Origin of the sequence: Corynebacterium sp. (assembly GCF_030532195.1) — a bacterium.
Lineage (GTDB): Bacteria > Actinomycetota > Actinomycetes > Mycobacteriales > Mycobacteriaceae > Corynebacterium.
The window spans coordinates 347,372-359,545 of the sequence record NZ_JAUNLP010000001.1; the positions used below are offsets into that span (position 1 = coordinate 347,372).

Below are 12,174 nucleotides of genomic sequence, written 5' to 3' on the forward strand. Positions count from 1 at the left end.
CCTTATGATTCTTCGACAACCGTTGGGCGCAGTTTTGCCCAGACAAAGAAAACGATTGCAAAGACGACCAGTGCTACTCCGCTGTACAGGTTATACATCGGTTCTTTGGCAACGTTGGTCTCTGGGTTTACTCCGGGATCGAGGAACAGCCACGACAGCAGCAAAATGATGCCGTAGAGACCAATCAGAGCCCCAATGACGTTGCGAATGTCAAAGGCACCTGCCTTCTTTTTACCGGTGCTGGCAGTCGCTTTGTCAGCTGAATTGTTTTGTGTGCGCGACATGATCTCTCACTAGCTCCTATGCGAAAACGATGTTGAGAACTACGACCATCACCAGGCACAAGATACCCAGCGGAACAGTTCGCTGTAGAAGTGGCAATTCTGCTTCGGCAGCATCTGTGAGGTTGGCCTTCGGAGTGACAGACTTGACGAAGCCCACCAGCTCCTCATCGGGTTTCGGCGTTGTCATGAGGGAAACGACCACGGCCACCGCGATATCGACGACGAATGCGACGGAGGCGGCGACGAAGGCAGTGCCCTGCCCCGGCAGGTCAAAGATGGTTGCGCTTGCCGACGTGAACTCGGAGATGTACCAGTACAAAATCGCAGCACCTGTACCTGCGAGCAGAGACGACCAACCTGCTGCCGGTGTCATGCGCTTCCAGAACATGCCGATGAGGAAGGTGGCGAACAACGGTGCGTTGAAGAAGCCGAATAGCGTCTGCAAGTAGTCCATGACGTTGCCGAAATTATCAGCAATCAATGCGGTGAACACTGCGATGACGGTGGCGCCAACGGTAGCGATACGGCCGACCTTGAGGTAGTAGTCATCAGCTCGATCTTTGATGACATAGGTCTGCCAAATGTCGTAGCTAAAGACTGTATTGAACGCGGAGATATTCGCTGCCATGCCTGCCATGAAGGCTGCTAGTAGACCGGCGATTGCGATGCCCAGCAGACCGTTGGGTAGCAAATCTCTCATTAGGTAGAGAATTGCGTCGTTAGGCTTGGCGGTCTGATCCATGATTGGTGCGACGGTGGCACCGGCGATCATGCCCGGCAGCACGACGATGAACGGGATGAACATCTTTGGGAAAGCACCGATGATTGGAGTCTTGCGTGCGGCCGACAGTGAATCGGCGGCCATGGAGCGCTGAACCTCCACGAAGTTGGTTGTCCAGTAGCCAAACGACAGCACGAAGCCGAGACCGAACACCAGTCCAATGACGGAAATTACGGGGTTATCAAAACCGGAAATATCCGTGCCCGGCCAGGTGTGGAAGTGCGATTCTGTGGCAACTTTTTCCTTCAGCCCAGACCATCCGCCGACGCTGTGCAAGCCGATTAGAGTCAGTGGCAACAAAGCTGCGACAATCACGAAGAACTGAAGCACCTCGTTGTAGATTGCCGCGGACAGTCCGCCCAGCGTGATGTAGGACAGCACGATGACTGCCGCGACAACCAACGTCAGCCACAGTGGCCAGCCAAGTAGTGCATTGACCACTTTGGCCAGCAACAGAAGGTTGATACCCGCGATTAGCAGCTGCGCGATAGCGAATGAAATCGCGTTGACCAGGTGTGCACCGGGGCCGAAACGACGCAGCATGAATTCCGGTACTGAACGGACCTTGGAGCCGTAGTAGAAGGGCATCATGACAATGCCCAAAAACACCATGGCAGGGACGGCACCAATCCAGAAGTAGTGCATGGTCTGGAAACCGTATTGCACACCATTTGCGGACATACCGACGATTTCCACGGCACCGAGGTTGGCTGAGATGAACGCCAACCCTGTCACCCAGGCCGGCAGCGAGCGCCCTGAGAGGAAGAAGTCAATGGAACTGGACACCTTGGCTCGAGCAGCCCAGCCAATGCCGAGAACGAATAGGAAGTAGAGAGCAACGATGGAGTAATCCACCCATGTCGCGTCGAGTCTTAGGGCTGATTGCGCCACTATCACGACGGCCTCCTTGCGGTTAGGCGGTTGAAACGTATTCAGGAAATGCACGAATAGGGATTTCCCTTATTTCGGCACCTGAGATATGGCGCACGCCCAGCGACGGCCGTGAAAGTGGTTAGACCTACCGCGAACTGTAGGGTCAGATTGCCACTACCCCGCACAAAAGGAAGACCTATTCTTTTACATTCGTCCTCCAGTGTATTTTTCTTTCTTAATTCAAGATGAATTAATCAAGAAGGATTTAACCCGATTGAGGGGGCCGCACGCCCCTCAACTGGGCAAAACTAATCTTCATTCGTGAACGCTAGAAGCCCCATTGCCAAAGTCTTGGTCGCTCCCGATTGAATTCGCAGCAAACCGGTACCGGAGCGCAGCGCATCCGGCGGACATGTCATTGGTTCCACCGCAATCGCACTTCCGTGCCCAGGAAAACCTTCTCGACGCCCCGCGTCGGCAATGTAGACCTGGAAGAACCGGAATTCATCATCAGCCCAGAGTGCTGCCCCCTTGCCACTTGGTCCAACCAAGTGCGCTTCACGACGGCGCGGTGAGCCGCCTTCCGCTGTCTCCTCGGCGGCAACGAAGCAGTGGTCCAGCCACAGCCCCTCCATTGATACTCCCTCTCGAACACCGGGGAGCACCGAATCCGCTGACACCGCCGGACCAGCTGGCAAGTTTCGAATTGGCTCTAGCGGCAGATTTTTATCCACGGGCAGCCGCAGTGTGCAGCTGGCAAAATCAGCGCCCAAAGCGCTTAAGTACGGATGCCAGCCCAGGCCAAACGGGCACTCACTATCGCTGCGATTATGCACTGTGAACTGGGCTGATAGACCATCTTCAGCCGTGACCTGCCAACGCACGGTCATTTCGAGTTCCCAAGGCCAGCCCGGCTGTGGCTCAACTTCTACCTGCAAGGTGACGCTACTGGCATCAACATCGGCAACAGACCAGATGCGGTCGGCGACAAAGCCGTGAATAGCATTGGCCCGCGACGGCTCGGAAATATCTAGCCGATGTACTTCCCCATCGAAGATAAATACTCCGTCGGCGACTCGGTTCGGCCAGGGTGCCAGGAGGGTACCTGCGGACAGGGGTGGATTAAATCCTTTGGGATAGTCCGTCAGCAGTGGCAGGCCACGGTACTCCAGAGCTCTCGGGCCGCCACCGAACTGGGAAATGCTCGCAGCATAGTCACCGGCGGCAATGTCGATGAATTCATGATCGTGCGCGAAAAGTTGCATGCGCAAATCACCTTCCACGTGGGTTCGAAAATTAATCCCTTCGCAACCCGAGATTAACCCAAAACAAAAGCGCGGTTAGGTCAATTATGACCTAACCGCGCCGTCGCTAATCGCGTTGTCGGAGGCTACATAGAGCAAATCCTTACGTCGTCACGCATTAGTCGTCTTCGACCGGAACCAGCGAGATCTTGCCGCGGTTGTCGATGTCAGCGATTTCGACCTGAATCTTGTCGCCGACGTTGATGACATCCTCAACCTTCTCAATGCGCTTGTCGCCACCGAGCTTGGAGATGTGGATCAAGCCGTCGCGGCCCGGGGTCAGGGAGACGAAAGCACCGAAGGCAACGGTCTTGACGACGGTGCCCAGGTAGCGCTCGCCGACCTTCGGCAGCTGCGGGTTAGCAATCGCGTTGATCTGCTCGAGTGCCGCGTCAGCAGCCTCACCGCTGGTGGCGGAGACGAACACGGTGCCGTCATCCTCGATGGAGACCTCAGCGCCGGTTTCCTCGGTAATACCATTGATGGTCTTGCCCTTCGGGCCGATCAGCTCACCAATCTTGGAAGCCGGAATCTTGACCGTGGTGATCTTCGGAGCCAGCTTGCTCATCTCATCCGGGGACTCGATGACCTCTGCCATGGTGGACAGAATTGCCAGGCGAGCATCGCGTGCCTGCGACAGCGCATCAGCCAGGACCTTCGACGGAATGCCGTCGAGCTTGGTATCCAGCTGCAGGGCGGTGATGAAGTCAGCAGTACCGGCGACTTTGAAGTCCATGTCGCCGAATGCGTCCTCCGCACCCAGGATGTCGGTCAGGGCGACAAAGCGGTTCTCGCCGTCAACCTCGCCGGAAACCAGACCCATAGCGATACCAGCGACCGGAGCCTTCAGCGGCACACCGGCGTTGTACAGCGACAGCGTCGATGCACAAACCGAACCCATCGAGGTCGAACCGTTGGAGCCCAGCGCCTCAGAGACCTGGCGAATGGTGTACGGGAACTCCTCGCGGGACGGAATGACCGGCACCAGTGCGCGCTCAGCCAGCGCACCGTGACCAATCTCGCGGCGCTTCGGGGAGCCGACGCGACCAGTCTCGCCGGTGGAGTACGGCGGGAAGTTGTAGTGGTGGATGTAGCGCTTGGACTTGGTCGGAGTCAGCGAGTCGATCTGCTGCTCCATCTTCAGCATGTCCAGGGTGGTCACACCCAGAATCTGAGTCTCGCCGCGCTCAAACAGCGAGGAACCGTGCGCACGCGGAACCAGGCCAACCTCAACGCCCAGGTCACGGATGTCGGTGACACCGCGGCCGTCAATGCGGAAGCCCTCGGTCAGGATCTTGTCGCGGACGATCTGCTTCATGACAGCGTTGTATGCCGCACGAATCTGCTTGGATGCATCCTGCTCATCAACATCATCGCTGACGAAACGGTCAACCAGCTGCTCCTCGACTTCCTCCATGTAGGAGTTCGTCGCCTCATCGCGCTCCTGCTTACCCGGCAGGGTCAGCAGCTTGGCCAGCTTCTTGGTGGCCTTCTTCTCGACCGCAGCGAACACATCGTCGCTGTACGCCGGGAACAGCGGGAATTCCTGAGTCTCCTTCGCCGTGCGCTCAGCCAGGCCCTTCTGTGCCTCACACAGCACCTTGATGTGCGGCTTCGCAGCCTCAAGGCCAGCGGCAACGATGTCCTCGGTCGGTGCCGGCGCACCGTCGGCAACGCGCTTGACGACGGTCTCCCCTGCCCCGGCCTCCACCATCATGATGGCGACATCTTCGACATTCTTGCCGCGACGCTTGCGGGTGACAATACGGCCAGCGACAACCATCTCGAACAGAGCCTGCTCATGCTGCTCCTCCGTCGGGAAAGCAACCCAAGCGCCCTTCGGGTGATCCTCATCTGCAACCAGTGCAATGCGAACGCCGCCGACGGCGCCGGAGACCGGCAGGCCGGATAGCTGCGTGGCGGCAGAAGCACCGTTGATGGCCACGACGTCGTAGCGGTCCTTCGGATCCCAGGACATCACGGTGACGACAACCTGAACCTCATTGCGCAGGCCCTTGACAAAGGTCGGGCGCAGCGGGCGGTCAATCAGACGGCATGCCAGGATGGCATCGGTGGACGGGCGACCTTCACGGCGGAAGAACGAACCCGGAATCTTGCCCGCAGCGTACATGCGCTCTTCGACATCGACGGTCAGCGGGAAGAAGTCAAAGCCCTCACGGGGCTGGTTGGAAGCGGTGACGGTGGACAGCAACATTGTGTCCTCGTCCAAGTAGGTGGTCACCGAACCGTCTGCCTGACGGGCCAGCTGACCGGTTTCAAAACGAATGGTGCGGGTACCGAAATCGCCATTATCGATTGTGGCTACTGCCTCGGTAATTCCGTAATCCTCGTCAAAAAAGTATTCAACAGCCTTGCTGTTGGCCATAGGTGTCTTACTCCTAGAACTAGCGGCGATCATCGATGTCGCCTTCATCAAATCGAGTGGACTTTGTTTGCGCCCAGCATTCTACCAGGTAACTCGGGAAGTTCTCGTATCAACTATGCACCCGGTGCCCCTGGCAGGTACATCCCGCATCCAATTCACAAATGCAAAAACCCGCCGCAGTGAGCTTCCCAACTAAGGGAATTCACGCGCGACGGGTGAAAAGTCTTAAGCTACGAAAGATGCAGCTGCAGAGGCTTAGCGACGCAGGCCCAGGCGGTCAATCAGCTTACGGTAACGCTGAATGTCATTGTCCTGCAGGTACTGCAGCAGACCCTTGCGGCGACCAACCAGCAGCAGCAGGCCACGACGGGAGTGGTGGTCGTGCTTGTGGTGCTTCAGGTGCTCGGTCAGCTGACGAATGCGAGCGGTCAGCAGTGCAACCTGAGCCTCCGGGGAACCGGTGTCGGTCTCGTGCAGGCCGAACTCCTTGAGAATCTCTGCCTTCTGTGCAGTGTTCAAAGCCATGAAAATCTAGCTCCTCAAAAATCCAATTGTAATCGTTGTTTCAGTCCACTAACTCGGCATCAAGCAACCAAGCAACGCTGCGGCGAATAACCGCCGTAATCAATCGCTCAATCGTGGTAACTGCTTGTGGACCGCAGTTACAGCCGAGGAGATACTCTATCAGCTAGCTGTTCTTATCCAAAATGGCCTCATCGAGGATGGCCTTGGTATCGACAACATCCTGATTCATGCGCTCAATGAGAGCTTCCACAGAATCGAACTTTTCCATCCCGCGGATACGGCGAACAAACTCAATCTGACCGTATGTGCCATAGAGATTGGACTCGCGGTCAATGACATATGCCTCAACCGTGCGGTCAGTATCGCCAAAGGTGACATTGGTGCCGACCGACACCGCTGCCGGGTAGCGCTCGCCGAACTCAATATTGCCCTGACCATCGGCCTCTGGCCGCGCCTCGGTCGGCTGAGCGCTAAACCAGGCGGCGTAGACACCATCGGCCGGAATAGCCAGGCCGTCGGCAAAATCAATATTGGCCGTAGGGAAGCCCAGCTGTGCGCCCCCTCGACCCTGGCCTGGGATAACACGGCCATCGACACGGTAGTAGTACCCCAGGCACTCGGCGGCTGCGGCCACGGCGCCGTCGTTAAGCAGACCGCGAATACGTGTCGACGAGTCACGGTCCGTGGTGCCCTCTGCGGTGACGGCAAGCAGGTCGACAATAGTGACCTCTACCCCAGCCGCACGACCATGTTCCGGCAATGTGTCCGCATTGCCCTTGGCTTTTTGGCCATAAGTGAAGTTCTGGCCGACAAACATCGCCTTGGCGTGCAGCTGATCGCGAATGACGGTGCTGACAAATTCGTCAGCGGGGATGCTGGCAAACTTCTTGTCGAATGCGACGACCAACATCGCGTCGATCCCCGCGGCCTCGGCGAGTTCCGCGCGGCGAGCAACCGTCGACAGCGCCGGTGGGACCTTATCCGGGGCGAACAGCGCGACCGGATTGGGGTCAAAAGTCATCAGAATCGACTTCACCCCGCGCGCCTGCGCATCCTGCACGGTCTGGTTAATCAACTGCTGATGACCGCGGTGAATACCGTCGAAAACTCCGACGGTAACTACCGAGTCACCGAAGTCAGCGGGCACCTTGTCCAAGCCATTCCAAATCTCCACAAGGAGCAAGTGTAACTGGTTGCCGTTTAACACACTGCAAATGCCGCAACATAGGATTGCCACTATGACCGACCTCGATCCGATTGCAGACTCCGGAATCGTCATTGTAGACAAGCCTCAGGGCTGGACAAGCCATGATGTCGTGGGCAAACTTCGCCGTATCTTCCGCACCAAGAAAGTCGGCCACTCCGGCACGCTCGACCCCATGGCCACCGGCGTGCTCGTCCTCGGCATCGGCCGTGGCACACGCTTTCTACCGCACGTGCACGCCGATACCAAGTCCTATCGCGCAACTATTCGGCTGGGCGCCGCCACGCTTACCGACGACGCCGAGGGCGAATTGCTCTCCACATCATCGGCGGCAGCGGTAACCGATGAGATGATTCGGGACAAAGTCGCGGAATTTACCGGCACGATTATGCAAAAGCCCGCTGCGGTGTCAGCCGTCAAGATTGATGGTGTGCGTGCCTATGAGCGTATTCGCCGTGGCGAGAAGGTCGATATCCCCGCCCGTCCAGTCACGATTAGCCGCTACGAGGTAGTGGATATCCGCCACGACACCGACCCCGCGCGCCCAGGAGAATGTATTGACATCGATGTGGAGGTCGATTGCTCCGCCGGCACCTTCATTCGCGCTCTCGCCCGCGATTTGGGTGAAACCCTCGGCGTGGGCGGTCACCTGACGGCACTGCGTCGCACGGCTGCCGGCGTCTTCACACTCGATGATGCTCTGACCATCCCGCAGCTGACAGACATGGCCGAAAAATACGATGCCGAGCACCCAGAAATTGCCGAGATGCGCCGTCCTTTGCCACAGCGCGCGGCACATCTGCTGCCGATGAGCCTTGACCAGGCTTGTTTGCGCTGCTTTGCGTCCCGCGAGGTCACGGAGCAAGAAGCACACGATTTGACCCAAGGTAAGTGGCTTGAGCCGATTGGGATGCGCGGTGTCTACGCGGCAGTAGCACCAAGTGGTCGCGTCCCCGCACTGGTCACTGAGTCTGGCAAACGCGCCAAGACGGTGTTCGTAGTGCGCCCTGCGACTCTCTAACCTGCGGTATTTTAGTCACGCGGGAGCCACACAGCGGTGGCTACCACACTAGCGCCACGTACCCAACATCCATTGATGTTTCGGAAGATCTGCGGCACGTCGCGATGAAACGTGATTCCCAACTCTCCGGAGGTTAGACCGCTGCGCTTTCGAAATAGATGTGCCAGCGGCTGCCGTCTGAGTCGGACAGGCTGCACAGAAACTTCCGAAAAGTCCAGCCACTGCCCCATGATTGGTTCCCAGGCCTTGTACATCGATTCCTTGGCACTGAACTGCACCAGGGAGTCGATACGTTCCTCATCGGCGCGCAGCACAGCGTCAATGGCACCCGGTTCCATGTCCTGGTCAACCTCGACATCGAGACCAATGCCACGCAACTGCGCAGCATGCGCCACCACCGCAGCGACCGCAACATCGCAGTGACTAATCGAGCCCACGACCCCGCTCGGCCACAGCGGCGCTTTGGCGGCCGACACACCAATGCCATCGCTTTCCGGGAGCCCCAACTGCTCAAGCGCTTCGTGCGCGGCTTTGCGGCCACGGGCAAAATCTCGCTGCCGAGTTGCCACGGCACCATCGCACACTTTCTGCTCGAGCACGTGGAGCTGCTGCAGTTCCTGCGGGTCAAAAGGGCGCGTGGCATTGGGTTCCAGCACCAGTTTTGTTCCCGCTGGCAGATTGGCGATGAGCGTCTCGTGGACGTCGTCAAGCGAAATCATGCCGTGACGCCGTACCACTTCTCACCGCTAAAGCGCGTGGCGACGAACACCAGTCGCAAAATCATAAACAGAAGTAGGCCGCACCAGATGCCGACCAAGCCCCAACCAAAAGCCTGTGCCAACCACACCGGCGGCAGGAAGCCTGCGAGCACAGCGATGACGGTGGCGTTGCGAAGATAGGCGGCATCGCCGGCACCGAGAAGCACGCCGTCGAGAGCGAAGACCACGCCGCCGATGGGAATCATCGCTACGAGTATCCACCATGGACCCGATGTAATCGCATCGGTGACGCCCTGGTTATCGGTGAAAATGCGGACAATCAAGACGTTTCCCAGCGCGAAAATTGCTGCCAGACCGAGCGAAATAATTGACGACCAGAGTGTGACGCGCTTGCCGGTCCAGCGTGCGACCTTTGTGGAGCTGGCACCGAGAGCGGCGCCAGCTAGCGTCTGCGCGGCAATCGCAAGCGAATCGAGTACCAGGGAAATCAGGTTCCACAGCTGGAGCATGACCTGGTGTCCGCCAAGGGCGGTAGGGCCGACGCGACCAGCGACGCCAGCGGCGGAAAGAAACGCCACCTGGAACGACAGGGAACGCACGATTAGATCGCGGCCGAGAACCAGCTGGCTCTTGATGGTCGAACCATTCGGGCGAAGTGGCAAGTGGCGGCTGTTGCACTCCACAAGCAGGGCGCGCAGGAAGAGTCCACCGGTAATCAGTTCACCGACCAGGATTGCCATGGCCGAGCCCACCAGCCCGAAAGCGCGGACCAGCGGGACAATAATAATTGCCGCTGGGATAAGGCCTGAGAGGACATACACAAGTGGCGCACGCGTATTTTGAATGCCGCGTAGCCAGCCATTTCCCGCCTGCGCGATAAGCACCAGTGGAATGGCGAAGGCGGCTGTGCGCAACCATTGGCCGGCATCGTGGGCAACATCTGATTGTGGTGCCAACCAGCCGGTAAAGGTGGGCGCAAAGCCCAGCATGATTACGCAGAGAGTAAGGCCGACGAAAACCGCGACCCACGTCGCTTGCAGGCCCTCCGCCACTGCCTCATCGACATTGCCACGCCCAAACGCGCGGGCAGACCGCGCAGTTGTGCCGTAGGCGAGGAATGTCAGTTGCGTGGTGACAACCGAAAAGACCGTCGACCCCGCAGCAAGGGCCGCCAGTTCAATGGCTCCCAGTCGACCGATGACGGCGGTGTCCAGCAGCACATACAGCGCTGGAGCCGCCAGCACGCCCAGCGCCGGCAGCGCCAGGGAAACTATTGCCCGGAGGCTGACGTCGCTTGGGGCGTGTGTCTGTTGAATTTCAGTATGAGCCGAGTCCGACAATCCTTTTAGGCCTCGCTAGAGCTGTCGTCGGTCAGTGTTTTTGCGGCAACATCGCTGGTGTCCAGGATTGCCTGGAGCAACTCCGCGCGGGTGCAGTCGCGTGTCAGTCCTGCCGCACGCTGGTGGCCGCCGCCACCGATTGCCAGGGCGACCTGGGATACGTCGACACGCTCACGCGAGCGCAGCGACACCGCCCACTGCCCCGGCTCATACTCCTTGAGCACCGCGCACACATCAGCGGCATTAGTGGTGCGAACGATATCAACCACCGACTCAATTTCGTCGTGGCCGACACCTTCAGTCTGGTCGTAGTCGACAACGACATGAATCAGACCTGCGCCGCCGCCCCATTCCGGCACCAGTGTGGCCGTCGACAGAACGCGGCCGAGGAATGGCAGGTACTCAAAGGGGTGTTCTTCCAGCAGCTGCGCGCCAATGGTGCGCGGGTCCAGGCCCTTATCCAGCAGACGCGCCGCTGCAGTGTGCATGCGGGAGCGACCGAACTGGAAGGAAGCCGTATCTGTCAGCAGACCCGCGTAGAGGGCATGCGCCATCTCACGGGTCAGCTTGATGCCCCACACTCCGAAGAAGTCCAGCAGCACCATCGTGGACGACTCAGCCAGTTCATCGACCAAGTTCACAGTGCCGAAGCGAGTGTTGGTCGAATGGTGGTCGACATTGATGATGCGATCAGAAGCCATCACGCGCTCTTCCAGCGCGCCGAGGCGCCCCGGGCTGGCACAATCAACCGTGATCCAGGTGTCGATGTCTTCTTCCAGGTCAACGTACTCAACAAAGCGGTCCCAACCTGGGATTGTCAGCAGCGACTTAGCCGGTAGGTCGCTTTCGCCGTAGGAGGCTTCAGCGAAAATGCCGCGCTGCCGGAGAGCCATCACCATCGCAGACGCGGCGCCAATGGCATCCGCATCGGGGTGAACATGGCAGATGACACCGACTTTCTTCGCGTCGGCAAGCATGTCTTGCGTCTGCTGAATCGGCTTTGACATACGGCGACCAATCGCCTGAGAAAGCTGGTGAGCGGCCTGCTCCTGAGCCTGCGGAGAAGTGGTCACGGTAAAAGTGCCCCTTTCATCAGAGAGTGTGGCGTCTGCGAAGAACTTACTCTTCGTCGCGGTATGGATTGGCGTCGCCGGCAGGCTTGGCGTTCTTTGCCTGCTCTGCAAGCTCCGCGTCGCGAGCGCGAGTCTTATCCAACAACGCCTCCATATGCGCGGAAATTTCCGGCACCGTGTCGACCTCGAAAGTCAGCGTCGGCGTGTAGCGCACGCCAGTGCCGCGCCCGACCAGGGAACGCAGCTGGCCCTTGGCCTTTTCCAGCGCCGCCGCTGCGGACTCGTAATCGGGTTCATCATCCAGAGAACGACCGCGCACGGTGTAGTACACCGTCGCGTCGTGCAAATCGCCGGTGACACGACAGTCGGTAATAGTCACGAATTCAAGACGCCGATCCTTAATTTCGCGCTCAATCGAGCTGGCGACAATCTCCTGAATTCGCTTGGACAGGCGACGTGCCCGTGCCGGATCTGCCATGACCATCATCTCCTCGATCAGTTGGCGGAAGGTTTTTCCAAACTGCGTAATTGTATCAGTTGTTCTAGTCGCCGACGGCGCACGGAAAAATCACCGCCTGCGCGTTACGCATTGCGTTACGACGATTTTCAGCGAGCCCTCCTTCTAAGCACGCTCGTGACCACCATCGTTGTCTAACCCCCATAT

11 protein-coding genes are annotated in these 12,174 nt (G+C 58.6%); 1 reads left to right on the forward strand and 10 read right to left on the reverse strand.

Annotated features, from left to right (window positions below):
• Positions 1 to 2: 2 nt before the first annotated feature.
• The 6 genes from Q4E11_RS01530 to Q4E11_RS01555 all read right to left on the reverse strand — a co-directional run bounded on the left by Q4E11_RS01530 (position 3) and on the right by Q4E11_RS01555 (position 7,327).
• Complete coding sequence (locus Q4E11_RS01530; RefSeq protein WP_303163000.1) at positions 3 to 284, reverse strand: cell wall anchor protein; 282 nt, start codon at positions 282 to 284, stop codon at positions 3 to 5.
• Positions 285 to 300: 16 nt separating this feature from the next.
• Positions 301 to 1,962, reverse strand: a complete 1,662-nt coding sequence (locus Q4E11_RS01535) for a sodium:solute symporter family protein (protein ID WP_303163472.1) — start codon at positions 1,960 to 1,962, stop codon at positions 301 to 303.
• A gap of 284 nt (positions 1,963 to 2,246) precedes the next feature.
• A complete protein-coding gene (locus Q4E11_RS01540) occupies positions 2,247 to 3,203 on the reverse strand; it encodes an aldose 1-epimerase family protein (RefSeq protein WP_303163003.1) in 957 nt (318 codons plus the stop codon).
• Between the two features lie 157 nt (positions 3,204 to 3,360).
• Positions 3,361 to 5,628 carry a polyribonucleotide nucleotidyltransferase gene (locus tag Q4E11_RS01545; protein WP_303163006.1) on the reverse strand — a complete coding sequence of 756 codons (2,268 nt, stop codon included), beginning with the start codon at positions 5,626 to 5,628 and terminating at the stop codon, positions 3,361 to 3,363.
• A gap of 255 nt (positions 5,629 to 5,883) precedes the next feature.
• A complete protein-coding gene (gene rpsO / locus Q4E11_RS01550; RefSeq protein ID WP_303163010.1) occupies positions 5,884 to 6,153 on the reverse strand; it encodes a 30S ribosomal protein S15 in 270 nt (89 codons plus the stop codon).
• A 163-nt stretch (positions 6,154 to 6,316) separates the two neighbouring features.
• On the reverse strand, positions 6,317 to 7,327 hold the full coding sequence (locus tag Q4E11_RS01555; RefSeq protein WP_303163013.1) for a bifunctional riboflavin kinase/FAD synthetase: 1,011 nt from the start codon (positions 7,325 to 7,327) through the stop codon (positions 6,317 to 6,319).
• Between the two features lie 64 nt (positions 7,328 to 7,391).
• On the opposite strand from Q4E11_RS01555, the gene truB reads away from it, so the two are divergent.
• On the forward strand, positions 7,392 to 8,378 hold the full coding sequence (truB, locus tag Q4E11_RS01560; RefSeq protein WP_303163016.1) for a tRNA pseudouridine(55) synthase TruB: 987 nt from the start codon (positions 7,392 to 7,394) through the stop codon (positions 8,376 to 8,378).
• 11 nt (positions 8,379 to 8,389) lie between these two features.
• On the opposite strand, the gene Q4E11_RS01565 is transcribed toward truB, so the two are convergent.
• Genes Q4E11_RS01565 through rbfA form a run of 4 tightly spaced genes read right to left on the reverse strand, consistent with a single transcriptional unit; the run spans position 8,390 to position 11,988 of the window.
• On the reverse strand, positions 8,390 to 9,097 hold the full coding sequence (locus Q4E11_RS01565; RefSeq protein ID WP_303163019.1) for a 4'-phosphopantetheinyl transferase: 708 nt from the start codon (positions 9,095 to 9,097) through the stop codon (positions 8,390 to 8,392).
• Positions 9,094 to 10,437: an MATE family efflux transporter gene (locus tag Q4E11_RS01570; RefSeq protein WP_303163021.1), complete on the reverse strand. Its 1,344-nt coding sequence runs from the start codon at positions 10,435 to 10,437 to the stop codon at positions 9,094 to 9,096. The genes Q4E11_RS01565 and Q4E11_RS01570 overlap by 4 nt, the downstream gene beginning before the upstream one ends.
• 5 nt (positions 10,438 to 10,442) lie before the next feature.
• Entirely contained in the window at positions 10,443 to 11,510 is a 1,068-nt protein-coding gene (locus Q4E11_RS01575; RefSeq protein ID WP_303163024.1) for a bifunctional oligoribonuclease/PAP phosphatase NrnA, read from the reverse strand.
• A gap of 46 nt (positions 11,511 to 11,556) precedes the next feature.
• Complete coding sequence (gene rbfA / locus Q4E11_RS01580) at positions 11,557 to 11,988, reverse strand: 30S ribosome-binding factor RbfA (protein ID WP_303163027.1); 432 nt, start codon at positions 11,986 to 11,988, stop codon at positions 11,557 to 11,559.
• Positions 11,989 to 12,174: the final 186 nt, after the last annotated feature.